The organism is Micromonospora sp. NPDC085948, assembly GCF_040686315.1.
Lineage (GTDB): Bacteria > Actinomycetota > Actinomycetes > Mycobacteriales > Micromonosporaceae > Micromonospora.
This window is the reverse complement of sequence record NZ_JBFBJW010000001.1, coordinates 1,073,635-1,095,394: the sequence shown is the minus strand read 5'-3', so window position 1 is coordinate 1,095,394 and position 21,760 is coordinate 1,073,635. Positions and strand designations below refer to the sequence as shown.

Sequence of the window (21,760 nt, the reverse complement as noted above, 5' to 3'; positions counted from 1 at the left end):
GCCGGCGGGGCGGGGCCGGCGGGGGCCGTCAGGCGCCGAGGACGTGGGTCAGGTGGGGGCTGGTGAAGACGCGGTCGGGGTCGAGGCGGTCGCGGACGGCCTGGAAGTCGGCGAAGCGGGGGTACGCCGTGGCCAGCGAGGCGGCGTCGCGGTAGTGCAGCTTGCCCCAGTGCGGGCGGCCACCCAGCCCGGCGGTGACCTTCTCGAAGGCCCGGAAGTACGGCTCGTACGGCATGCCGACGTACTGGTGCACGGCGATGTAGGCGTTGTCCCGCCCGTAGCCGTGCGAGAGCCAGATGTCGTCGGCGGCGGTGAATCGCACCTCCACCGGAAAGAGCACCTTGAACGGCAGCCCGTCCACGATCCGCTGGAGCGCGGCGAGCGCCTCGGGTAACGCCTCGCGGGGCAGGCCGTACTCCATCTCCACGAAGCGGACCCGGCGCGGGGTGCAGAAGACCCGGTCGGAGCGGCCGGTGTACCGCCGTTCGGTGAGGGCGCGGGCGGAGACCGCGCTGATGCCCGGGGCCAGCGCGGGCACGGCCCGGCCGAGTCGGCAGGCGCCGGCGAAGACCCGGTTGGCCAGGAAGTCGTCGTCCAGCCAGCCGCGCCAGCGGGGCAGTGGTCGGTCGTTGGCCGGCACCCGGTCGTTGGTCTTGACCTGCACCCGCGAGGTGTAGGGGAACCAGTAGAACTCGACGTGGTCGTGCGAGCCGATCAACGTGGGCAGGTCGCCGAGGACGTCGGCCAGTTCGGCGGGACGTTCGTGGGCGTGCAGTACGAAGGCGTCCACGCAGCGCAGGGTCACCTCGACCAGGACGCCGAGCGCGCCGAGTGACACCCGGGCGGCGGCGAACACGTCGGGATGCTCGTCGGCGGTGCAGCGCAGCACCTCACCGGTGCCGGTGACCAGGGTGATCGCCTCGACGAAGGTGGACAGGCACCCGTAGCCGGCTCCGGTGCCGTGGGTGCCCGTGGAGATCGCCCCGGCCACCGTCTGCGCGTCGATGTCGCCGAGGTTGGGCAGTGCGAGGCCGTGCCGGGCGAGCAGGCCGTTGAGTGCGTGCAGGGTCATTCCCGCCGGTACGGTGACCAGTCGGTGCGCGACGTCGACGCTGACGACCGTGTCCAGCTCGGACAGTTCCATCCGGCGGTCGTCGGCGAGCGCGACGGCGGTGAACGAGTGGCCGCTGCCGGTCACGCGGATCCGGGCACCGTCGGCCGCGGCCGATCGGACGGCTTCGGCGACAGCTGTCGGCGAGCCGGGGCGCAGGATCGCGGTGGCGCTGCCACGCTGGTTGCCGGCCCAGTTGGACCATTCAGCGGCGAGCGGTGCGGTGACGACCATGCGCACTCCTCATTCATGAATATGAAGTGACTTCATATCAGGAACGTTGTGCCTGGTAAATACCGCAATTGCGATCCGCTCGTTGTACCGGTAGTCACGGACTCGTGACGTGGAGATATGTTCATCCGTCGAAGGGGGGTGGCGCCGAGTGTCCACACCAGCCGCCACGACCGGGCCGCTGCGCCGCGTTCCGGTGCAGGGTCGAAGTGTCGCGCGGGTCCAGCGCATGTTGGATGCCTGCGCCGAGCTCGTCGACGAGGTGGGGTACGAGGGGCTGACCACGACCCTGCTCGCCGAGCGTGCCGAAGTGGCGATCGGGTCGGTCTACCAGTTCTTCCCGGACAAACGGGCGATCGTGCAGGCGCTGACCCTGCGGACGATGGAGTCCTATCTCCAACGCCTCGACGAGCGGTTCGCCTCCGACAAGATGACCCACTGGTGGGATGGCGTCGACGCGGGGATCGACGAGTACATCACGATGCACCGCACCGTCCCCGGCTTCCGTACCCTGCACTTCGGCGACGTGGTCGACCTGCACCTGCTCGACGAGCAGCGGGACAACAACGGCGTGATCGCCGACCAGTTGGCGCAGGTGCTCACCGAGCGGTTCGGGCTCACCGACGTACCGAAGCTCCGTTTCGTCCTGGAGATCGCGGTCGAGGCGGCGGACGCGCTGATCAAGCTCGCGTTCCGACGCAAGTCCGACGGCGACGAGCGGGTGCTGCTGGAGGCGAAGGCGCTGATCCGGGAATACCTGCACCGCCAGGTCGACGGCCCGGACAGCGACCGGTCCACCGTTGGGCAGACCGAGGTGGCCCAACCGGCGTGAGCCGGCGCGGGCCTCAGAGGAAGGCCTGCCCCTCACCCCGGTAGGTGGGGATGGTCGCCGCGACCACGTCCCCCTCGACCAGGTGCAGCTCGTTGACCCGTTCGCACAGCTCACCAGCCTTGGCGTGCCGGAACCACACCCGGTCGCCCACCCGCAGGGTGGCCGCCGCCGCGCCGGACAGCGGAGTCTGCACCTCACCGGCACCCTCGGTGCCGACCAGCTTGAGCCCGGCCGGCAGCCACGGCCGGGGCAGTCGGCTGTCGGCCGCCGGGCCGGAGGCGATCCAACCGCCGCCGAGCACGGTGGCCAGCTCCGGCGTCGGCCGGCGGACCACCGCACAGGCGAAGAAGGCCGCCGGGGTGGGTCGCCAGGCGCGGTACGCGTCGAACAGCGTCGGCCCGTACAGGCCCGATCCCGCGGTGACCTCGGTGACCGCGGGATCGGCGCTGGTCGCGGCCACGCTGCCGGTGCCGCCGCCGTTGACGAATTCCAGGTCGGCGTGCTCGCGTACCGCGGCCACCGCCGCGCCCCGGCGGGCCAGCAACTCGCGGTACGACCCGCGCTGGGCCAGCCTGATCGCGCCGGCCAGCAGCGTCTTCCCCGGCGGCGCGTCACCCAGGCCGGCGATCTGCGCCTCGTACGACATCAGCCCGACCAGCCGGAAGCCGGCCCGGTCGGCGACGGTGGCGGCGAGCGCGCCGGCCGCCCGGGCGCTGTGCACGGGCGAGCGGCGGACGCCGACGTGCACCCCGCGCAGCGGTCGCCAGGAGGCGTCCAGGTCCAGACAGAGCCGCAGCTCGGCGCGTTGCCCCGGGGCGCGGACGTCGTCGATGAGGTCGAGCTGCCCGGTGCCGTCGATCATCAGGGTGATCGCGGCGGCGAGCGTCGGGTCGGCGGCCAGCTCGGCGAGTGCGGCCCGGTCCACGCTCGGGTACGCGACTAGCACGTCGTCGCTCACTCCGGCCCGGACCAGCCAGATCGCCTCGGGCAGGGTGAACGCCATCACGCCCTGCCAACCCGGTCGGGCGAGGGCTCGGCTGATCAACTCGCGGGCACGGACCGACTTGCTCGCCAGTCGGACCGGTTTGCCGGCGGCGCGATCGGCCAGGGCGACCGAATTGGCGTCGAAGGCGGTGATGTCGACCACGGCGTAGGGCGGGTCGAGGTGGGCGGTCGCCCGATCCAGGCGCTCGCGAAGTTTGTCGCTTTCGATGGCCACGTGTGCACGCTAACTGTCCGGCGGTAAATGCGAAATACCCTCGCGTACGTCCGGGCTGCGGCCGGTGCCTCCGGCGGCCTAGGCTCAGCGAGCAGGAGAATGTCATCGGTGGGGCCGCCCCCCACCCGGTCTAGAGTGTTCCACCGGAGGCGCCCAGCGATGGGCCGGCACGTGGAGGTACGGCCATCGAAAGCCAGAACGGCGGCGAGTCGCACGGCGTGTCGCGCTCGGGAGAGCAGTCGGAGAACGCCGCCAACCAGTCCAGCTCCGGCCAGGTGGATCCGTCCGGCTACGCCGCGATCCGCTCGGTCCTGCGGATCAGGCCGTTCCGGCGGCTCTGGATCGTGCTCGGCGCCGCCTCCTTCGGCGACTGGCTCGGCCTGCTGGCCACCGCCCTCTTCGCCGCCTCTCAGGTGCAGGGCAGCACCGCCCAGGGCGCCGCGTTCGGTGGGGTCACCGCGATCCGGCTGCTGCCCGCGCTGGTGCTCGGCCCGGTGGCCGGCGTCTTCGCCGACCGGTTCGACAGGCGCTGGACGATGGTCATCTGTGACCTGCTGCGCTTCGTGCTCTTCGCCTCCATCCCGCTCTACGCCCTCTCCGGCGCCGCGGGCGGTCTGGTGGTCGGCTGGGCGCTGATCGCCACCTTCCTGATCGAGTCGCTCACCCTGCTCTGGATCCCGGCCAAGGAGGCCGCGGTCCCCAACCTGATCCCGCGCGCCCGGCTGGAGGCGGCCAACCAGCTCACGCTGATCACCACGTACGGCCTCACCCCGATCGCCGCCGCCGTCGGCCTGGCCGTGCTCGACAAGGGCGTCCGTGGAGCCGTCGGCGGCGACCTGCCGAACTGGGCCGAGCCCGCTCAGCTCGCGCTCTGGATCAACTCCCTGTCCCGGCTCGCCACCGCACTTGTGGTGGCGTTCGGGATCAAGGAGATCAGCGAGGCGCAACGCGGCGAGGTCGAACGTGCCGAGCAGAGCATGTTCCGGCAGTTTGCCGAGGGCTGGAAGTACATCGGCAAGACCCCGCTGGTGCGTGGTCTGGTGCTGGGCATCTTCGGCGCGTTCGCCGGTGGCGGCATCGTGGTCGGCACGGCCAAGTTCTTCGCCAACTCGCTCGGCGCTGGCGACGCCGCGTTCTCGCTGCTCTTCGGTGCCATGTTCGCCGGTCTGGCCCTCGGCATCGGGCTCGGTCCGATGGTCGTCAAGGACATGTCCCGGCGGCGGTGGTTCGGGATGAGCATCGTGCTGGCCAGCGCCGCGGTGATGACCCTCGCCTTCGCCATCCACCTGTCCATGGCGATCGTCGGCGCGGTCCTGGTCGGCGCGGGCGCCGGCATGGCGTTCCTGGCCGGCACCACGCTGCTGGGCGGCGAGGTGGCCGACGAGGTACGCGGCCGGGTGTTCGCGGTGGTGCAGATCGGCACCCGGTTGGTGCTGATCCTGGCCATCGGGCTGAGCAGCGTGTTGGTCGGCGTCGGCGGCTCCCGCGAGCTGACAATCGCCGACCTGGGCATCTCCATCTCGTCGACCCGGTTGCTGCTGCTCGCCGCCGGTGCCGCCGGCATCTTCGCCGGCATCAGCGCCTTCGGCCAGATGGACGACAAGAAGGGCGTGCCGGTCCTCGCCGACCTCTGGGGATCCATCCGGGGTCGTCCGCTGATGCCGGCCGAGCCGTTCGTCTCCGCCGGGCTCTTCGTGGTCTTCGAGGGCGGCGAGGGCGCGGGCAAGTCCACCCAGCTCACCGCGCTCGCCGAGCGGCTGCGCGGCCACGGACGTGAGGTCGTGGTCACCCGTGAGCCGGGGGCGACAGGTGTCGGTCGACGGATCCGGTCGCTCGTGCTGGACACCTCCGGCGACGACGCGCCGTCACCGCGCGCCGAGGCGCTGCTCTACGCCGCCGACCGGGCACACCACGTGGCCACCGTCGTCCGGCCCGCGCTGGTCCGCGGCGGCGTGGTGATCAGCGACAGGTACGTCGACTCGTCGCTGGCGTACCAGGGCGCCGGCCGGACACTCCCGGTCGACGAGGTGTCCTGGCTCTCCTCCTGGGCCACCGGCGGGCTCAAGCCCGACCTGGTGGTGCTGCTGGACGTCGAGCCGAAGACCGGTCTGTCCCGGGTGGTCTCCCGCAACACCGGCACCGACCGGCTGGAGGCCGAGTCGGTCGCCTTCCACGAGCGGGTCCGGTACGCCTTCCTCGACCTCGCCGCCGCCGACCCGAAGCGCTACCTGGTGCTCGACGCGTCCCGGTCGGTCGAGGAGATCAACCGGCAGGTGGTCCGCCGGGTCGAGGAGATGCTCGGCAAGCCGGGCGGCGTCGTGCACCCCCGGCCGGCGCAGGGCCCGGACACGTCGGTGCAGCCCGAGTTATCCGACGCGGAGTTGGTGACGATGGAGCACAAGACCTGATGCCGGACGTCTTCGCCGACCTGGTCGGTCAGGACGAGGCGGTCGTCGACCTGCGCCGGGCCGCCGCCGCCGCGGCTGCCGTTCTGCGCGCCGGCGCGGCCGACCGGGCACCCGCGCTGCTCACCGCCGGTGCCGCCGAGACGACCGGTGCCGCCGGCCCGGCCGGCGCTGCCGCCCCAGGCGGGATGGACCCGTCCGCCGGGATGACGCACGCCTGGATCTTCACCGGCCCGCCCGGCTCCGGTCGCTCGGTCGCCGCGCGGGCGTTCGCCGCCGCACTCCAGTGCGTGCACGGCACCGGCTGTGGCGAGTGCCCCGGCTGCCACACGACGATGGGCGGCACCCACGCCGACGTCCGGCTCGTGGTGCCGGAAGGGCTGTCCATCAGCGTCAACGAGATGCGGGCTCTGGTGCTCCGGGCGGCCAGCACCCCGTCCGGCGGGCGCTGGCAGGTGGTGGTCATCGAGGATGCCGACCGGCTCACCGAGGCCGCCGGCAACGCGCTGCTCAAGGCGATCGAGGAGCCTCCGCCGCGGACGGTCTTCCTGCTCTGCGCCCCGTCCACCCACCCGGACGACATCTCCGTGACCATCCGGTCCCGCTGTCGGGTCGTACCCCTGCGGCAGCCGCCGGCCGACGCGGTGGCCGAGGTGCTGGTCCGCCGGGACGGGATCGCGCCCGACGTGGCGCGGTGGGCGGCGGCGGCCGCGCAGGGGCACGTGGGTCGGGCCCGCAGGCTGGCCCGCGACCCGGAGGCCCGCAAGCGGCGCGAGGCGGTGCTCGCGGTGCCGCGCCGGTTGACAGGCGTCGGCGCGGCGTTCGACGCGGCGTCGGCGCTGATCGAGGCGGCCGAAGCGGAAGCCGGGGCGTCGGTCACCGAGGCCGACGCGACCGAGCGGGCGGCGCTGGAGACCGCGCTCGGCGCGGGCGGCACCGGTCGGGGTGCGGCCGGCGCGATCCGCGGCGCGGCCGGGCAGCTCAAGGAGCTGGAGAAACGGCAGAAGTCTCGCGCCACCCGCGCCCAGCGGGACGCACTGGACCGGGCGCTCGTCGACCTGGCCGGCTTCTACCGGGACGCGCTCACCATGGCGTTGCGCGCTCCCGTCGCCCCGGTGCACACCGACACCGCCGCACTGGCCGGCGCCGGCGCGCAGAAGTGGGACGCCGAGGGGTCGCTGCGCCGGCTGGAGGCCGTGCTCGCCTGCCGGGCGGCGATCGAGACGAACGTCAAGCCGCGGATCGCGGTCGAGGCGATGATGCTCGCCCTCTGGAAGGGCTGAACCGCAGCTTCCGGCGTTGTCCACAGGCATCGACAGGCCCGATTGTGGTGCGGTACGGTCCGGTGTGCCGAGGTGACGGCGGCGGCACGCTCAGTGATGGCTCATCCGGGAGGAGTCGGCCGATGCCACGGGGGGAGATCGACGAAGCCTGGATCGAGGAGGCGGTGCGGCGATACCGCCGGATCGAGCAGCTTCAGGCGGAGTTCGACCAGGCGGTGTCCACCGTCGAGGTGACCGTCCGGTCGCCTGACGGTCTGGTCGAGGTCGTCGTCACCGCCGGAGGGCGGATCACCCACGTCCGGTTCCTCGGCCCACTGCACACCCGCAACCCACGGGACGTCGCCGGCTCCGTGCAGGCGGCGGTCACCGCGGCCGCCGACGCCGCCGAGTGGGCGCGGGAGAAGCTGCACAACGAGACCTTCGCCGCCTACCGACCTCTCGCGGGGGCCTGAGATGGACACACTGGGCGCGCTCTCCGCCCGACTGGACGAGGCGAGCGCCACGCTCACCACGATCGCGCACACCGTCACCGCCAGCGACCCGGCTCAGGCCGCGTTCGGTGCCGACGCTCCGGGCCGCCCCGGCGAGATCGGTCGCGCGCTGCACCGGCAGTGGGTCACCGCCACCGACGACCGGGCCCGGGAGGCGCACACCGCCGCCGGTCGGCTGGCCGCCGCCGCCGCGGCGGTGCGGGAGGCCGCCGACCGCTACGCCGAGGTCGACCGGGCAGCCCGCCGCCGGCTCGCCGGGGAGCCCTGATGGACGCGCTGGACCGGCTCGCCGACCCCGGCCTCGACCTGCTGCGCCGGGTGGACCGGCTGATCGCCGCCGGCGTCCCGGAGGGGCACCGGGTCTGGCCGCTGCTGCGCCGGATGCAGGTGCTGCCCGGCGACGCGGTCCGCGGCTTCCTCGACCTGCACCCCGCGCCGCTCGCCGGCGCCGGGCACGCGGTGCGCCGGCTGGTCCGTGGGTACGACGACGTCTCCGCCGCGCTCACCGACTCGGTGCTCTGGTCCGGCCCGGCAGCCACCGCGTACGGGCAACAGCGGGCCGCGCTGCTGCGCCACCTCGACGAGGGGCCGGACAGCCTGGTCGGGCGGCTCGAATCCACAGCCGGTTACGCGGACGCGCTCGCCGACTGGGTGGAGGGCAGTCGTCTCGCGTTGGCCCGGACGTTGGCCGACGTGCTGCGCTCGGCCGAGGCGGTGGCCGTGGTCGCCGCCACCGCCCCGGGTCCGTCGACCCGCCCCGGGCCGGTCGGGCCGGGTGTGGCCGACGCGGCGGAGATCGCCGCGCGGGTGCTGGCGGTGCTCTGCGTCGCGTACGACGGTGCGGAGACACTGCTGCGTCAGTGGGCACCGAGCCTCGCCGAGACCGCGTGGCGTTCGCCGGTGGTCGGCCAGCCGCACTACGACCAGCCCACCCGCGTCGGCTGGTAGTCGCTCGCACGGGCCACGGCGTCGCTCGCGGGCGTCGGACCGGAGCCGGCGCCCACGGCGACGCCGTGGTCTTCCCCTGCACCCCCCGCAGGTCTGCCTTTCACTCAACGCCGCCGGGGGCGTGCTTGTCTGCTGTCCGGGTCCGGAATCAACCGTCCGGGCGAGGCGCAACGGCACGACGGGCCGCCCGGCAATCCGTCGAGTCGACGCTCATGGATGGCAGTTGGGGGATTGGCTGGTGCGTTCTTTGCGGTGATCCGTCGTAGGGTGGGGGGATGGGGATGCTCTGCGCGGTCAGCTTCAACAGGTACGGGCGCCTCTACTACCTCGATCCTGGCGAGTTGCGTCCGCAGGTGGGCGACAAGGTGCTGGTGCCCACCGACGACGGGCCCGAGGTGGCGGAGTGCGTGTGGGCTGCGCAGTGGGTCACCGAGGAGACCGACGGCTTTCCCCGGCTGGTGGGGGTCGCCGGCGACGACGACCTGCGCCGGGACGAGGAGTTACGGCGTCGTAAGGCCGAGGCGAAGGTGGCCGCGAAACGGCTGATCCGCTCGCACGGCCTGCCGATGAAGGTGGTGGCCGTCGACCACGTGCTCGGCTCCGCCGAGAGTGGCGGCGAGCGCAGCACCGTCTACTTCACCGCCCCGCACCGGGTGGACTTCCGTTCCCTGGTCCGTGATCTGGGCGCCACCCTGCACTGCCGGGTCGAGCTACGGCAGCTGTCCGCGCGCGACTCGGCGCGGGTGCAGGGCGGCATCGGCTCCTGCGGTCGCGACCTGTGCTGCGCGACGTTCCTCACCGACTTCGAGCCGGTGACCATCCGGATGGCCAAGGACCAGGACCTGCCCCTCAACCCGCTGCGCATCTCCGGCGCGTGTGGCCGGTTGATGTGCTGCCTCAAGTACGAGCACCCCCTGTACGCCAGGTTCCAGGAGACCGCCCCGGCGGTCGGCAGCCGGGTCTCCACGCCGGAGGGCGACGGCCGGGTCGTCGGCCACAGCGTCCCCCGGGACGCGGTGACGGTCCGTCTCGACGCGGACGGCTCCCGCTGCTCCTGCTCCCGCGCCTCCGTCTGCGCCCCCCGCCAAGCCCACGACCAGCACTACACCCCCTGACCCCCGCCCCCTGCGCGGTGATCAAGAGGTTTGCGTCAGGGATCGTTCCCCGGATGACGCAAACCTCTTGATCAACCTGTGGGTGGTCACTCTCAGGGCAGGACTATCGGGGGTTCGGCCAGGTGGGCGGTCAGGCGTGACTTCGGGGTCAGCCAGCTCGCCGTGGGGGACTGGTCGGGGTTCACCTGCCAGTCGCGGGAAACCCGGTCCACCGCGACCGGGTAGATGGTCAGCGTGCCGTCCGGATCGATGCGCAACCGCAGGAACGCCTTGGCGTCCTCGATGCCCTGCCCGGCGAACAGTTCGTTGACGTTCACCCCGCACGAGCCCGCCACCAGCAGGTACGCCGCCACCAACTGGCTGGCGACCAGGCCGATCACCGGTCCGTAGACCACGGTCGCGGCGACTGCCGGCAGCGGCCACGGCCATTCGTAGAACGGCAGCGCCAACCAGACCCAGGTGCCGCCAGCGGCCATCGCCACCTGAGCCACCCCGTGGCCGACGCCGAGAAGCCAGTGCCGGGCGTGCCGCTTACCGCTGGCGTTGGGCGGCTTCGCGAACAGCACCGCCGCCGCCACCGTCACGAGCACCATCAGCACCAGCGGGACGCTGAACAGTCGCTGATCGGTGCTGTCGGCCCAGTTCGCCGTCGCACCCGCCATGGCCAGCATCAGCAGGGTGTGCAGGATGCCGAGGAGCGTGGTGAAGCCAGGGTTACGGAACGGCAGCCGGGGGAAGATGCCCCAGCCGTAGCGACGGGAGCGGGCCGCGTCGGGATAGCGGGCCACCAGGTCGTACGGCTGTGTGCGGCTGGCCCGGCGGGCCAGCGTGTCGCGCGGCGGCACCTCGATGCGCTCCGGCAGCTTGTGGGTGGGGTACAGGTACGCCCCGCCGCCACCACAGGTGATCAACTGTCGGTCCGGGCTGGCGTAGCGGGCGTAGTGGTGCAGGTCGCCGGAGAGCAACAGCCGCACCCGCGCCCCGGTCGGGTCGATGATCGTCCGGACGAAGTAGTCGATCGAGTCGTACGCCGCAGGGCTGTCGGCGGCCTTGACCCAGGTCGGCGACGGCGCGGCCAGGATCACCTTCGACTCCGGGCCGAGTCGTCGGGCCACCTCGTCGAAGTAGGCCAACTGCGGGTCGTCCAGGTACGAGCCGGACTGGTCGTCCAGACCGAGCAGCCACCAGCCGGCCGGCAACTCCACGGCGAAGTACGACCGCGACTGCCCGGTACGCCAGCCGGCGAAGTTGCGGTCCCGGGAGCGGACGAACAGCCGCAGGAAGGCGGTCAGTCCGTCGTACCAGTCGTGGTTGCCCGGCACCGCGAACAGCGTGGGGCGTTCGGGCGGGGTCAGCGGAAGCGCGGCCTGGTAGGGGCCCTTGCACCGGTTCTCGTACTCCTCGTAGGCCGCCGACGGGTACACCTGGTCGCCGCCCATCACCAGGGTCTGCGCCCGGGGCAGCCGGTGTCCGTCCACGGTCAGCTCCGGCTGCGCCAGCAGGTACGCGACCGAGTATGTGGCGTGGAAGCCGTCACCGAGGTCGGCCACGTAGTCGAGCCAGAGCCCGCCGTCCGGTCCCGCCTGGCGGAAGATGTCGTCGCCGAAGGCGTTCTGCAACTCGCGCTTGTCGAGGTAGGCGCCGAAGAGGATCGCCAGCAGCGTCCGGATGCCGGTGCTGATCAGCAGGAACGGCGCCAGCCACGGCACCGGCTTGCGCGGGGTGAAGCCCAGCTCCAGCGGATCGGTGGAGCGTGGCCGAGGCCGGACACGCTCGCCGTCGGGGTGATCGTCGGCCGCCGGAGCCCGGTCGTCGCGTTCGTCGCTCACCCGCCGCAGCGTAGTACCGGATCCGGCAAGGCGCTGTCCGGTAACGGCTCAGTTGGCAGTCGTTGTCCGGTTGCCGATGCTGGAAGCGCGGGGGTATCCCGTTCGGTGCGGGCCAACGGGGTGCCGTACACTTGCTGATCGTTGCCGCCTTAGCTCAGTCGGCTAGAGCGACGCACTCGTAATGCGTAGGTCGACGGTTCGATTCCGTCAGGCGGCTCAGTAGGAAAAGGGCCTCTGGCCTCGGGTGGAAGCCCGGGAGCCAGAGGCCCTTTTCTATGCCTTCAGGAGTCACAGCGGCGCGAGGATCATCAGGATCTCGTCCCGGTCATCGCCCTCGCCAAACCGCAGCGCCCCGGGCCACCGGCCGATCTCCTTCCAGCCGAGCCGACCGTAGAAGTCCTCCAGGCCGGCTCCACCTCGCGCGCACAGGCGCAGTTGTTCAAACCCCATCTCGTCACGGCCGATCTGCCGAACCCGATGCATCATCGCTGCGCCGATCCCGCGACCTCGGTGGTCGGGATGTGTCTGGACGCGGTTGACGGTGCCCCAGTGAGCCACGAGCGGATCCTCGTGACGGAACAGGTGCAGCCAACCTGCCAGTGTCCCGTCGACCACCGCCAGCAGGAGCCTGCTGCGCTGAGGATCAAGGCCGGCGATGAGGCGTTCGGCCACGGGAGCCACCTGTTCCGATCCGACGGGTGGGAACGCGAAGCCGACGGCACCGCCCAGGTTCGCTACCGCGATCCAGCATTCGACCAGCTCGCGTATCTGGCGGGCACTGATCTCGGACGGGTGACAGATCTGCTTGAACTCCACAAGGTCATGGCGGTTCATGACGGGAAGTATCGCGTATCGCGCCATCGGAAACATCAGCGCGCGAAAGTCACCGCGCTCTGGGCGCAGTCCCCCGCCACAGACCAGCACCCGGACCGGCGCCGACCCGCCGTGCGGACCACCGCGGCGGTGGCTTGATGCCAATATGGCCCACATGCAGCCTGCTCCGCGGGACGCCGCCACCACTGCGTCACCTGACGGCTCCACCATCCTGGCGTACGGCGAGCCACCCCGCGGCGGGCGAAGCACCCTGCTGATGGTCGGTGCTGCCGTCGCGGTCCTCCTGGGCTTCGATGCCGCGCCGTCGAATCGTTCGCCGGAGTCACGGCCGCCGCCCCAGCCAGCGGCCCCCACGGCTGCGGCGACGTCGGCTGGACCGGTGGCCTCCACCGCCGCGAGTCCAATCGCGACCCTGGAGCCGGCGAAGCGCTTCATCAAGAGCCGCGAGAAGCCATTCAACGGGGCATATCAGTCGGACATCAACGACAAGTTACTAGCTTCCACCTACCGCGGCGGTCGCTCCCTGAGTCTCTTCCGGGATCCCGCAATCACGACGCTGCCGGATCGCGTGGACGATGTCGCGCCGGAGTATCTGCGTGTCGACGGCGTTGAGGTTCGCGTCTACCGAACGGTCAGCGGCGAGGGAATTCAGCAGGCGGAGTGGATCCGCAACAGGATGTACTTCGTCCTGTTGTGGTGGCCTCCGCCAGATCCATACCAGATCTCCGAATCGGACATCCGGTGGATTGTCGGCGCCTCCATCAGCGGGCGTTTCTGAACACTTTCCGGCCTCGGCGCGACCGGCGCCGATCGCGCCCGGCTCGACGAATCATCGAGCCGGGCGCGTTGAACTAGTTATGCCACGAAGCGGGCACGGCGTCGGCGTCCGATCAGGTAGCCCGCGCCGCCGAGGAGCAGAAGCGCAGCGCCAATGCTGGCCACGATCATGGTGTTGGCACCGGTCACGGGCAGCCCGCCGCCGTCACCGCCGGCAGCGGCCTCGCTGGCGGAGGACGTCGGGGTCGGTGCAACGGTCGTCGTCGCGCTGGTCGTCGCGCTCGGCGTGGCGGTGGTCGTCGCGCTCGGCGTCGCGATCGGCGTGGCAGTCGACGTGGCGCTGGGCGTCGGCGTGGGCTGCGACGCGCAGTCAGCCGTACGTGCGGCGTACAGGTCGTTGTTCAGGTAAGCCAGGTAGGTGTCGACGGAGTCGGTTTTGAGCGTGTTCTGTGCGGCCTCCTTCACGTTGGTGCCAGCGCCCGTCATCGTCTGGTTCACCGCGATCCGCAGAGCCACTGACCAGGCCGTGTAAACGTCCGCCTTGAGGAAGGCCCGCAGCTCTGCCGAGGTGCCGTCCAGCGGCTTCTGGAGGGCGTCCTGCAGAGTGGGCAGCTTGTCCTTGCCTGCCGCTGCCAGGATCTGAGAGGCCAGCACCCGTACCTGGACAACGGTGGCGGTGTCCAGATCGATGGTGACAAGCTCGCGGATATCCTTGTACACCTTGCGCTCGACTGTCTGGCAGGCCGCGTTCAGCCCGGGCGATGGTGGTTGAGCCGCCGCCGGTGCGGCCGGAATCAGCAGCGCCAGCGCAATGAGGGCGCCGGCCGGGAACTTCAATCGCATGTTGGTTCTCTCCCCGTTATAGATCAAAACATGAAGATGTTACCGACGGCGAGCGAGAACGCAAGAAGCGGTGGCTGCTGTGGACCGTGCAATGAGGAAGGCCGCACCTATGGACCGCAAAAAGGCGGACCATGGTTACACTTCGCATTCATGCGCTGACCCAATGGGGCCAAGGGTTCGGTAGGAAAGGGCCAGAGGCTGATGTCCGTACCCTCGTGATCAACAGCGTTGGTTGGGGTGCGCTATGCCGGGAAGGTTTTGTCCGGGTCTTCGTGGCCGGTCAGCGGGACGCCCGTCTGATCCGTGGCCTCACGGGAACTGCGCAGCGTGCCGACGGCCGTCAACCCCGCCCCGGCGAGCGCGATCGCCGTCTCCACGGCCGACGACACCTCAAGGGAGTCTTCCCACGACGTGCTCACCACCATCCCCAAGACCAGGAAGACGCTCTGGTGAGGGTGGGCCATCTCCCACCACCCGGACCACACTCCGGCGAGATCCGAGTACGCGTTCGCCGTTGTGAGGGACAGCAGGAACAACCCCACCGGGAGCAGCCAACGGCGGTCGGCCCGCCATCCGGACAGCGCGAGTGCCCCGATGGACACGAGGGTGGCGAGCAGCGCCGGCCAGACCGTCCCGAGCAGGTCCGGCAGCGGATAGTCGACGAACTCCCGGGTCGAGTCCAGCCCGAACCAGGCGAGCAGCAGCAGCGCGACGGCCGCCGTCGCCACACCCCGCCGTCTGCCGCGGGACGGTAGTGCCACCACGGCGGCCGAGAGACAGACAACGCCGAGCGCCACGCCAAGCGCGGCGAGCCGTTGCCTGTCGATCGACTCGCGCCACGGCCCCAGGTTGGACGTCTCCGCTGCCGCTGGCCCGTAGGTCACCCAGCCCACGTCGACGACCTGCTCCTGATGCCAGAACAGTCTCTTGGCCGCCACCACGGCGAGGAGCACGACACCGGCGGCGACGGCCCACCGCACCCGGCGCGCGCCGCGATCCAGCAGGACGTAGCCGAGCAGTGCGAGCAGCATGACCAGGCCGAATTGCATCGATGCGGCTGGCATGGCGAGCAGCGCCGCCGCAGCCGAGAGCAGGCCGCCCGCGACGGATGCGACGAGCAGGCCGAACGGGAGACGCATGGCCGAGATCCTGACACGTGAGTCGGACGTGCGTGGCCCGGCGGCAGACCCACCCGTTTGACCGGGGCTACCTTCGGCGGGCCAGGTGTTGCAGCGTCGCTCGAATGACGGTCTTCTCCTCCGCCGAGACGTTGGGATCCATCAGGATGCGTGCGACCGCCCGCAGGTCGGGGTCGGTGCTCGGGTCGGGCGTGGGTGATGGCGGCGCGCCGTCCCAGCCCAGTATCTGCGAGGCCACCGAGCGCGGGATGCCGAGGCCGTCGCAGAACTGCTGGACCTGGGTGCGCTGCGGGTTGGCTATCTCGGCCCGGCGCCATCGGTAGATCGTCGAGCGGCCGATGCCGGTGCGCTGCTCGACGTCCTCGATGGACATGGCGCGTTCTCGGACGGCCTCGTCGAGGGCGCGTTTGATGAACCGCGCGAACGCGATGACCCGGGGATCTTGGCTGGCACTCGCTGACACAGGGTGATCGTAAGTGCCGCATGTGGGACTCCGTTGCCGGACCCGAGTGTAGTGCCAGATTCGGCTCCGGCTGCTGGCCAGCGAGGCGGCTTGAAGGGCCGCTTCCTGCTGCGATTACGGAGAGCAGCCCTGTCAACAAAGATCGACCACCATTAACCGAAAGTACGTGTCATTGCCACACTTGGCACTGAGTGGTGGACGCGGTACCGTCAGTGCCACGAATGGCATTACCAGTGCCAGGCCTGGTCCGTGGCGAGCGAGTCGCCGCGTGCGTACGGGGGAGAGTCGATGAAACTACGTCCTGTGTTGGTGAGTGCCGCCGCCCTTGTCCTCGTGGCGATCGGCCTGTCCATTCCGTCGGGGACACCCGTCGCCGCCCAGGCCGCGGCTGCCGCCGCCTGCCCGGAGCCGGCGCGACCCACGGTGAAGATTCTGACCGTGGGTGACTCGATCACCGCGGGCGCGACGATGACCGCATCGGAGACCGCCGGCTACCGCGAGGAGTTGGGGTGGCTGTTCGGTCAGTTCTGCCAACCGTACGAGTTTGTCGTCGCCGCCGCCGGAGGCACCACCTGCAACTACTGGTCGTCGCGGATGGCGGGTCTGGTCACCACGTACCGGCCCGACGTGATCCTGCTGAACTGCGGGACCAACAACAACCTGTCGAACGCCACCTCGGCGCAGATCACCGCCTTCGAGAGCACCTACCGCGCGCTCTTCGACACCGCGCTGGATCTGGACCCGGACGTGCTCATGTACCCGTCCTGGGTGCAGTACAGCTCCGGGCACGGCACCGACGGCTGCACGACCCCACCCGGTCCAAGTCCCGCCTGGCTCCCGGCGAGCGAAGCCAAGGTCAACGACGCGATCTACCGCAGCATCAAGGTGATCGACGAGTACGGCAGCCGCGTACCAAACTTCATCGACTACCAGCCCATCCCGGAAGGCTATCTGGACCAGTGCGGCGTGCACCCCACGCCGGGCGGTTACACCGTGATGGGCCGGCTGGCATTCAACACCATCGCACCCCGGCTGGGCCTCCCGACGGCACCGCTGCCGTGCGGGTTGGTGGGCCGGCGGCCGGGCTACCCGGTCGGCAACTGGGTTCCCTGCGCCAGGATGAACCTCAACTGAGGCGGGTCCGGTCACTGCGGTGACCCGACGCGCCACCGGGCAGCGACCACCTTCTGCCGGCTCTGCCCATCCTGGGTAGGGCCGGCTTCGTCGTTGGTCGATGAGCGCAACCAGCCCGCTGACCAAAGCGTGTGTCCGTGCAGTGGGCTCGCTTCGGCTGGACGGGTGCGAGATCATGTTTATCTGCCGAGCTTTCCTCCGGCCCAATCCCGGCAGGTCAGTGCGGCAGCTCCGTACCTCACGTGGATCGGGACGACGCCTACCGGGGGGAGGCTGCATGTGGCTCGAACAGGGTGGCAGCGCCCCTTCCGGTGTGGCATCGCCGCCGCGGCCTGGTGTGATCCCAGCCCTCGCGGTGCGCCGTCGTTCCAATGCCCGGGCGCCGGGGGTGGGCGGCACGGTGACCGCGCCGCGCACCCGCCGAGCATCCTGGTCGCTGCGTTCGTTCCGTCCCTCGCGCAGCGTCTCGGCCGACTGCTGCCCCGCTCCGACGTCCCGTAGGTGGCAGGACCGGACCTGGCCCCCGCCCGGCCTGATGTGGCTCACCCGCCGCGTGACGGGTGGCGTGACCGATGCCAGCCGCCCGGTGTGCGCCCGGCTGGAGGTGACCCGACCTCAGATCCCCTCGTACCGCCGCCCCAGCGCAGATCGGAGCCCCTCGTGGATACTCGCACTCAGTCAAAGGCCGCGAATGTCGTCATCGCCGTCGCCGGACTCTGCTGGCTGGCCACTGTGCTGGTCGCCGCGATCGACTGGGACGGCGCGGTGTCCGGCCGAGCCTTCGCCGTTGGGGCCATCGCCGCCGCCGCTTCGGTCGCCGCCGTCATCGTCAACAGCCGACAGTTGGCCGGAGGCATCAAGGTCGTGGTCATCTCGGTGGCCCGGGCACCCCAGCAGGCGTACTGGCGTGGTTATCAGGACCGGGGCACCGACACGCGGCCCGGTGGTGGTGACGACGACACTCCCGACCTGATGAGCATCGGCTACTGACCCGGGCGTACGACGCGCCGTCCTGACGCAGTCCCGGCGCTGGTCCAGCTCCTGGCCGACGTCCTATGGACAGCGGACGGACGGCGACCGGCGCTAGCATCCGACCATGATCACGGGGGTCGGTAGGCCAGGGGTGCACGTCGTCACCGCGTCCAGTGCGTTGTTGGGGCTGAGTGGGCTGGCCCGGCTCGCGCAGGTAGCCGCCGAGGCGGTGGATCAGAACACCTACCAGAGAGCGCACGAGCAGGCAGGCACGCCAAGCAGCTTCGCTGCCGTGGGGATGGTGTTCCAAGCGGGTGTCGGCCTGGTCGTGGCACTGACTGCCCTCGCCATCCTGGCGCTGGCGCTGGCCAACCTCGCCGGCCGGAACTGGACCCGGATCGTCACCTGGGTCCTGGGTGGCGTGACGGTGGCGTTTTCGGCCGCGTGGCTGATCCTGGGCCTCCTCCCGATTGACACCAGCGACGTCCCGGACAGCACCGACTGGGACCGGGTGGATGCAATCGCGGACCAACTGATGCCCGGGTGGGTCGAGCCGGTGAGCACCGTTTCGGGGCTCGTGGCGTCGCCCGCACTGCTGGTCGCCATCATCCTGCTCGCGCTCCCATCCGCCAACGCCTACTTTCGGTGGCGTCGTGCGGTGCCGGACCCGGCGTATCCGGAGCAGAGGCCGCCGCTGGTTCGTGCCGGTACGTAGTTCGGGCCAGCACCTGCGAACGACGCCAGAGCGACTCGTTCGTACGGAAGTGTCAGTCCTTGCCAATACGGTTCGACCGTGACCACCGATTCCCCGGGGACGCTGCCCACCCCCGCCGACGAGGCCCGGTTGTGGGCCCTCATCGAGGCGGCCTGGGCCGAGCTGGGCGCCGAACCCTTGGCGCTGCGGCAGGCCCTCATCGAGCGCGACCCCGCCGATGACGACGGCGACGACGGCACGTCCTACGCGATCGACGCCTGGCTGGACGCCTTCCTGGACCGCCTTCGGCAGTTGACGGTCGGGCTGACCGGGCAGGAGTTGACAGATCTCGACCGGGTGGTGGAGCGCAAGCTGTACGACATCGATCGGGAAGACATCCACGAGGTGACCGACGGGTCGGACGACGGCTTCCTCTACGCCCGAGGTTTCATCGTGGCCCTGGGGCAGGCGTATTACGAGGCGGTCCGCGCCAACCCGGCGATGGCGCTGCTGGATGCCGACTGCGAAGGCATGTGTTATCTCTTCGCGCATCTACACGACGATCGGTTCGGTTCGCGGCCGGAGACCGGCTCCGGCATCACCCGGGAGTCGTTCGGCAATCGGGCCGGCTGGTCGGCCTGACCGAAGCTCAGGCCTTCTCGAGCACGATCAGGCGATACTCCAGCCAACGCCGCGCCAATCCAGCCTGCAACGCGGACCCGCCAACCATGTTGGCCCACAGGGGAATCTCGACAAGACGGTCGCGAAGGCGGGGCACGACGGCTGTGGCGCCCACGGCCAGCTTGACCACGCGGTCGCGGGGCCGACCGAGGCGCAGATACGAGGTCAGATCCAGGTCCTCGACCACGCGCAACCCAGCGCGCTCAGACATGGCGTCCAGCTCGGCCACAGTGTGCAGACTCCCGATCCGCCAGCCGGCGCGGAACTGGTCGAGGCAGCGCTCGCGTGCGGCGAGCCCGCGATCCTTGTCGGTCAGCCAGTCGTCGCACAGGATCAGGCGGCCTCCGGGGCGCAGCCGATCCGCAAGGGACGGGAGGAGATCCTTCAGCGACGGCGAGTGGACCACCGCCTCCACGGCGACCATGGCGTCGTAGTGCGGTCCCGCGGGCAGTTCGGCGAAGTCGGCGCAGATCACCTGACAACGGTCGGTCAGTCCCTCGCGGGCGAACCGTTTCGCTGCGATCTCGGCCTGCACCCGGCTGATGGTCACGCCAGAGATCAAGCCATCCACCGCCCGGGCCAGGCGAACCATCGTCGCGCCGACGCCACAGCCAAGGTCGAGCACCCTCGCGTCTCCCGCAGGCACGTGGCCGCGCAAACGCTCGATCATCAGGCGGTTGACGGTGTCCATGGCATCTGCGGAGGTCACGGCATCCGGAGTCCACACGCCCCGGTGGATCGCGTCACTGCCTGGGCTCTCGGCAACCAGGAGGAACCGACGCGTGTTGTTGTCGTAGTAGTCAGCGACGCGGTCAACGTGGCCCGCCGCGCCTCGTTCAGTTGACGAGCTCATCGACGGAAGCTACCAGGCGAGCCTCATCACCGTGACCCTCGGTGAGCGTAGGTTGACGGGATCAGGTGTAGATGTTCTTGGCGTACTCCGGGCCGTAGTGCCGCTCCAAATCTTGCAGGCTCACCATGGGCGCCTCGACCTCCTTGATCAGGCGGGCGCGGGACGGCAGCAGGTCGGGCTGCCAGGTCTCCGGCTGCCACAGCGCGGACCGCAGGAACGCCTTCGCGCAGTGATAGAAGATCTGCTCGATCTCGACCACCACGGCGAGCACCGGCCGGTGCCCCTTGACCATCATGTCGTCGAACCAGGGAGCGTCGCTCACCAGGCGGGCGCGCCCGTTGATCCGCAGTGTGTCGGTGCGGCCCGGGATCAGGAAGAGCATCCCGACGTGCGGGTTGTCCAGGATGTTGCGGTAACCGTCGGCGCGCTTGTTGCCCGGCCGCTCGGGCACGGCGATCGTCGTGTCGTCCAGCACCAGGGCGAAGCCGGCCGGGTCGCCCTTGGGTGAGACGTCGCAGCTGCCGTCCGCGCCAGCGGTGGCCAGCAGGCAGAACGGCGAGGCGGCGAGCCACTCGCGGTCCCGCTCGTGCAGGCGACGGCGATCCTTGTTGGCGGCCCGTGCGCTCGGCACCCCGAGCAGGTCGCGAAGCTCCTCGTGCGAAGTGATCTCCACCGTCACGTGATCCTCCCTCAGGCGTTGACCCGTTGGCGGGCACCGCCGCTTGTCAGCCTAGGCCGCCGTGACCAGGGTGAGGTTTGTGCCCGGTCGCCGGGGGTAGGGCCTCACCCGACGCGCCCGCCGCACGAGAACCGTTCCGCAGGACGCCGACACGTGGAGGCCGGAGATGGAGAGCCGACTCAAGGTACTGGGTCACCCAGTCCATCCGATGCTCGTCATGTTCCCGGTCGCGCTGCTGGCCACGGCGGTGCTGTTCGACGTGGTCGACACCGTCGGTGGCCCCGACCTGCTCGGCGAGGTCGCGTACTGGAACATCACCGTCGGCCTGATCGGCGGTCTCCTCGCGGCGGCGGCCGGCTCGTTCGACCTGCTGGCCATCCCGACCGGCACCCGGGCCAAGCGGGTGGGTCTGCTGCACGCCGCCGCCAACGTCGCGGTGATCCTGCTCTTCGCCGCGGTGTGGGCCGTCCGGCTCAACGCCGACTCCCGGGCCGCGGGCGGTGCCCTCGTCGCCATCGAGGTGGTCGCGGTGGGGATCCTCGGCATCAGCGCCTGGCTGGGCGGCGAGTTGGTCGACCGGCTCGGTGTGGGCGTCGACCGGGACGCCGGCCTGGACGCGCCCAGCTCACTACGGCCGCCCACGGCCACGCAGCGGATCGGAGAGGTGTGATGAGTGAGCAGCAGAACAGCGGATTCGGTCGGGGCTGGCGGGGTGGTCGGCAGCAGGGCTGGGATCCGATGGGGGAACTGCAGTCACTGCGCGCCGAGCTGAGCCGCCTGGTCGGTGGCCGGGCCGGTGCGTCCGACGTCGAGCTGACCGAGACCGCCGACGGCTGGGAGGCCGTCGTCCGGCTGCCCGGGGTGGCGCCGGAGGAGGTGGCGGTGGAACTGGACGACCTCGAACTGTGCGTACGGGCCCGCTCCGAGGCGGAGGTCAACGCCGACCAGGGCATTCCCGGCGGCTTCGAGACGCGAGGCTTCGAATACCGCATCAACCTGCCGTCGCGGGTCGACCCGGAGGCCATCGACGCGGTCATGGACCATGGCCTGCTCCGGGTCCGGTTGCCCCGGGCGACCCGACCCGCGCCGCGCACCATCACCGTCGGTCGCACCGGGCCGCGCTCCGGCGACCTTTCCACTGGTACGCCGATGCCGGCCGACCCCGCCGCGGACCGGGAGCTGCACCGCCCGGACACCGCCGGCGAGGTCGACCGAACGTAGCTGCTG

General features: G+C 70.7%; 23 protein-coding genes and 1 tRNA gene. 15 read left to right on the top strand and 9 right to left on the bottom strand.

All coding sequences use genetic code 11. The features are described from left to right. Positions 1-28: 28 nt before the first annotated feature. On the bottom strand, positions 29-1,345 hold the full coding sequence (locus AB0O48_RS05275) for a D-arabinono-1,4-lactone oxidase (RefSeq protein WP_357571943.1): 1,317 nt from the start codon (positions 1,343-1,345) through the stop codon (positions 29-31). A gap of 226 nt (positions 1,346-1,571) precedes the next feature. Here AB0O48_RS05275 and AB0O48_RS05270 point away from each other — a divergent pair, with 226 nt between their 5' ends. Continuing rightward, positions 1,572-2,174, top strand: a complete 603-nt coding sequence (locus tag AB0O48_RS05270; RefSeq protein WP_357252045.1) for a TetR family transcriptional regulator — start codon at positions 1,572-1,574, stop codon at positions 2,172-2,174. 13 nt (positions 2,175-2,187) lie between these two features. On the opposite strand, the gene AB0O48_RS05265 is transcribed toward AB0O48_RS05270, so the two are convergent. After that, positions 2,188-3,393, bottom strand: coding sequence for an amino acid deaminase/aldolase (locus AB0O48_RS05265; protein WP_357251721.1), 1,206 nt, complete (start codon positions 3,391-3,393; stop codon positions 2,188-2,190). Positions 3,394-3,710: 317 nt separating this feature from the next. On the opposite strand from AB0O48_RS05265, the gene tmk reads away from it, so the two are divergent. From tmk to ricT, 6 genes are all read left to right on the top strand, one after another. Next, positions 3,711-5,801: a dTMP kinase gene (gene tmk / locus AB0O48_RS05260; RefSeq protein WP_357252048.1), complete on the top strand. Its 2,091-nt coding sequence runs from the start codon at positions 3,711-3,713 to the stop codon at positions 5,799-5,801. Then, a complete protein-coding gene (locus tag AB0O48_RS05255) occupies positions 5,801-7,081 on the top strand; it encodes a DNA polymerase III subunit delta' (RefSeq protein ID WP_357251723.1) in 1,281 nt (426 codons plus the stop codon). Before tmk ends, AB0O48_RS05255 begins: the two co-directional genes overlap by 1 nt. 122 nt (positions 7,082-7,203) lie before the next feature. Further along, positions 7,204-7,533 (top strand): YbaB/EbfC family nucleoid-associated protein, encoded by a 330-nt coding sequence (locus tag AB0O48_RS05250; RefSeq protein WP_355027350.1) that lies wholly within the window; start codon positions 7,204-7,206, stop codon positions 7,531-7,533. A 1-nt stretch (position 7,534) separates the two neighbouring features. Then, the gene (locus AB0O48_RS05245) at positions 7,535-7,840 is read left to right on the top strand and encodes a hypothetical protein (RefSeq protein ID WP_357251728.1); all 306 of its coding nucleotides are present in this window, start codon (positions 7,535-7,537) and stop codon (positions 7,838-7,840) included. Further along, on the top strand, positions 7,840-8,520 hold the full coding sequence (locus AB0O48_RS05240) for a hypothetical protein (protein ID WP_357251731.1): 681 nt from the start codon (positions 7,840-7,842) through the stop codon (positions 8,518-8,520). The genes AB0O48_RS05245 and AB0O48_RS05240 overlap by 1 nt, the downstream gene beginning before the upstream one ends. 275 nt (positions 8,521-8,795) lie before the next feature. After that, positions 8,796-9,635, top strand: coding sequence for a regulatory iron-sulfur-containing complex subunit RicT (gene ricT, locus AB0O48_RS05235; protein WP_357251733.1), 840 nt, complete (start codon positions 8,796-8,798; stop codon positions 9,633-9,635). A 92-nt stretch (positions 9,636-9,727) separates the two neighbouring features. On the opposite strand, the gene AB0O48_RS05230 is transcribed toward ricT, so the two are convergent. After that, positions 9,728-11,464 carry a metallophosphoesterase gene (locus AB0O48_RS05230; protein ID WP_365063080.1) on the bottom strand — a complete coding sequence of 579 codons (1,737 nt, stop codon included), beginning with the start codon at positions 11,462-11,464 and terminating at the stop codon, positions 9,728-9,730. A 143-nt stretch (positions 11,465-11,607) separates the two neighbouring features. On the opposite strand from AB0O48_RS05230, the gene AB0O48_RS05225 reads away from it, so the two are divergent. Continuing rightward, a tRNA-Thr gene (locus tag AB0O48_RS05225) sits at positions 11,608-11,681 on the top strand. A 71-nt stretch (positions 11,682-11,752) separates the two neighbouring features. Here the strand turns inward: AB0O48_RS05225 and AB0O48_RS05220 are convergent. After that, a complete protein-coding gene (locus AB0O48_RS05220; RefSeq protein ID WP_357251738.1) occupies positions 11,753-12,298 on the bottom strand; it encodes a GNAT family N-acetyltransferase in 546 nt (181 codons plus the stop codon). 145 nt (positions 12,299-12,443) lie between these two features. Between AB0O48_RS05220 and AB0O48_RS05215 the strand changes: the two genes are divergently transcribed. Next, entirely contained in the window at positions 12,444-13,076 is a 633-nt protein-coding gene (locus tag AB0O48_RS05215) for a hypothetical protein (protein WP_357251741.1), read from the top strand. Between the two features lie 77 nt (positions 13,077-13,153). Here AB0O48_RS05215 and AB0O48_RS05210 read toward each other — a convergent pair whose 3' ends face one another. The 3 genes from AB0O48_RS05210 to AB0O48_RS05200 form a co-directional block, all read right to left on the bottom strand. Further along, positions 13,154-13,918, bottom strand: a complete 765-nt coding sequence (locus AB0O48_RS05210) for an LPXTG cell wall anchor domain-containing protein (RefSeq protein ID WP_357251744.1) — start codon at positions 13,916-13,918, stop codon at positions 13,154-13,156. Between the two features lie 242 nt (positions 13,919-14,160). Continuing rightward, on the bottom strand, positions 14,161-15,057 hold the full coding sequence (locus AB0O48_RS05205) for an aminopeptidase (RefSeq protein ID WP_357251747.1): 897 nt from the start codon (positions 15,055-15,057) through the stop codon (positions 14,161-14,163). 67 nt (positions 15,058-15,124) lie between these two features. Continuing rightward, the gene (locus tag AB0O48_RS05200; RefSeq protein ID WP_355027340.1) at positions 15,125-15,520 is read right to left on the bottom strand and encodes a helix-turn-helix transcriptional regulator; all 396 of its coding nucleotides are present in this window, start codon (positions 15,518-15,520) and stop codon (positions 15,125-15,127) included. A gap of 288 nt (positions 15,521-15,808) precedes the next feature. Between AB0O48_RS05200 and AB0O48_RS05195 the strand changes: the two genes are divergently transcribed. The 4 genes from AB0O48_RS05195 (at position 15,809) to AB0O48_RS05180 (ending at position 18,962) form a co-directional block, all read left to right on the top strand. After that, positions 15,809-16,654, top strand: coding sequence for an SGNH/GDSL hydrolase family protein (locus AB0O48_RS05195; RefSeq protein ID WP_365063073.1), 846 nt, complete (start codon positions 15,809-15,811; stop codon positions 16,652-16,654). A 660-nt stretch (positions 16,655-17,314) separates the two neighbouring features. Next, a complete protein-coding gene (locus tag AB0O48_RS05190; RefSeq protein ID WP_357251751.1) occupies positions 17,315-17,644 on the top strand; it encodes a hypothetical protein in 330 nt (109 codons plus the stop codon). Positions 17,645-17,777: 133 nt separating this feature from the next. Further along, the gene (locus tag AB0O48_RS05185) at positions 17,778-18,341 is read left to right on the top strand and encodes a hypothetical protein (RefSeq protein ID WP_357571948.1); all 564 of its coding nucleotides are present in this window, start codon (positions 17,778-17,780) and stop codon (positions 18,339-18,341) included. 78 nt (positions 18,342-18,419) lie between these two features. After that, on the top strand, positions 18,420-18,962 hold the full coding sequence (locus AB0O48_RS05180; RefSeq protein ID WP_357251757.1) for a DUF4240 domain-containing protein: 543 nt from the start codon (positions 18,420-18,422) through the stop codon (positions 18,960-18,962). A 7-nt stretch (positions 18,963-18,969) separates the two neighbouring features. On the opposite strand, the gene AB0O48_RS05175 is transcribed toward AB0O48_RS05180, so the two are convergent. Together AB0O48_RS05175 and AB0O48_RS05170 are read right to left on the bottom strand one after the other, a co-directional pair. Then, positions 18,970-19,854, bottom strand: a complete 885-nt coding sequence (locus tag AB0O48_RS05175; protein WP_357251760.1) for a methyltransferase domain-containing protein — start codon at positions 19,852-19,854, stop codon at positions 18,970-18,972. Between the two features lie 61 nt (positions 19,855-19,915). Continuing rightward, positions 19,916-20,533 carry a pyridoxamine 5'-phosphate oxidase family protein gene (locus AB0O48_RS05170; RefSeq protein ID WP_357251763.1) on the bottom strand — a complete coding sequence of 206 codons (618 nt, stop codon included), beginning with the start codon at positions 20,531-20,533 and terminating at the stop codon, positions 19,916-19,918. A gap of 166 nt (positions 20,534-20,699) precedes the next feature. On the opposite strand from AB0O48_RS05170, the gene AB0O48_RS05165 reads away from it, so the two are divergent. Beyond that, positions 20,700-21,203, top strand: coding sequence for a DUF2231 domain-containing protein (locus AB0O48_RS05165; RefSeq protein ID WP_357251767.1), 504 nt, complete (start codon positions 20,700-20,702; stop codon positions 21,201-21,203). Next, positions 21,203-21,754, top strand: a complete 552-nt coding sequence (locus tag AB0O48_RS05160; protein WP_357251768.1) for an Hsp20/alpha crystallin family protein — start codon at positions 21,203-21,205, stop codon at positions 21,752-21,754. The genes AB0O48_RS05165 and AB0O48_RS05160 overlap by 1 nt, the downstream gene beginning before the upstream one ends. Positions 21,755-21,760 lie beyond the last annotated feature (6 nt).

Bases quoted from the DNA above. Each gene is read 5' to 3' on its own strand.
- AB0O48_RS05275 (WP_357571943.1), bottom strand. From the start codon at position 1,345: ATGGTCGTCACCGCACCGCTCGCCGCTGAATGGTCCAACTGGGCCGGC.
- AB0O48_RS05270 (WP_357252045.1), top strand. From the start codon at position 1,572: ATGTTGGATGCCTGCGCCGAGCTCGTCGACGAGGTGGGGTACGAGGGG.
- AB0O48_RS05255 (WP_357251723.1), top strand. From the start codon at position 5,801: ATGCCGGACGTCTTCGCCGACCTGGTCGGTCAGGACGAGGCGGTCGTC.
- AB0O48_RS05250 (WP_355027350.1), top strand. From the start codon at position 7,204: ATGCCACGGGGGGAGATCGACGAAGCCTGGATCGAGGAGGCGGTGCGG.
- AB0O48_RS05245 (WP_357251728.1), top strand. From the start codon at position 7,535: ATGGACACACTGGGCGCGCTCTCCGCCCGACTGGACGAGGCGAGCGCC.
- AB0O48_RS05240 (WP_357251731.1), top strand. From the start codon at position 7,840: ATGGACGCGCTGGACCGGCTCGCCGACCCCGGCCTCGACCTGCTGCGC.
- ricT (WP_357251733.1), top strand. From the start codon at position 8,796: ATGGGGATGCTCTGCGCGGTCAGCTTCAACAGGTACGGGCGCCTCTAC.
- AB0O48_RS05220 (WP_357251738.1), bottom strand. From the start codon at position 12,298: ATGAACCGCCATGACCTTGTGGAGTTCAAGCAGATCTGTCACCCGTCC.
- AB0O48_RS05215 (WP_357251741.1), top strand. From the start codon at position 12,444: ATGGCCCACATGCAGCCTGCTCCGCGGGACGCCGCCACCACTGCGTCA.
- AB0O48_RS05210 (WP_357251744.1), bottom strand. From the start codon at position 13,918: ATGCGATTGAAGTTCCCGGCCGGCGCCCTCATTGCGCTGGCGCTGCTG.
- AB0O48_RS05205 (WP_357251747.1), bottom strand. From the start codon at position 15,057: ATGCGTCTCCCGTTCGGCCTGCTCGTCGCATCCGTCGCGGGCGGCCTG.
- AB0O48_RS05195 (WP_365063073.1), top strand. From the start codon at position 15,809: ATGAAACTACGTCCTGTGTTGGTGAGTGCCGCCGCCCTTGTCCTCGTG.
- AB0O48_RS05175 (WP_357251760.1), bottom strand. From the start codon at position 19,854: ATGAGCTCGTCAACTGAACGAGGCGCGGCGGGCCACGTTGACCGCGTC.
- AB0O48_RS05165 (WP_357251767.1), top strand. From the start codon at position 20,700: ATGGAGAGCCGACTCAAGGTACTGGGTCACCCAGTCCATCCGATGCTC.
- AB0O48_RS05160 (WP_357251768.1), top strand. From the start codon at position 21,203: ATGAGTGAGCAGCAGAACAGCGGATTCGGTCGGGGCTGGCGGGGTGGT.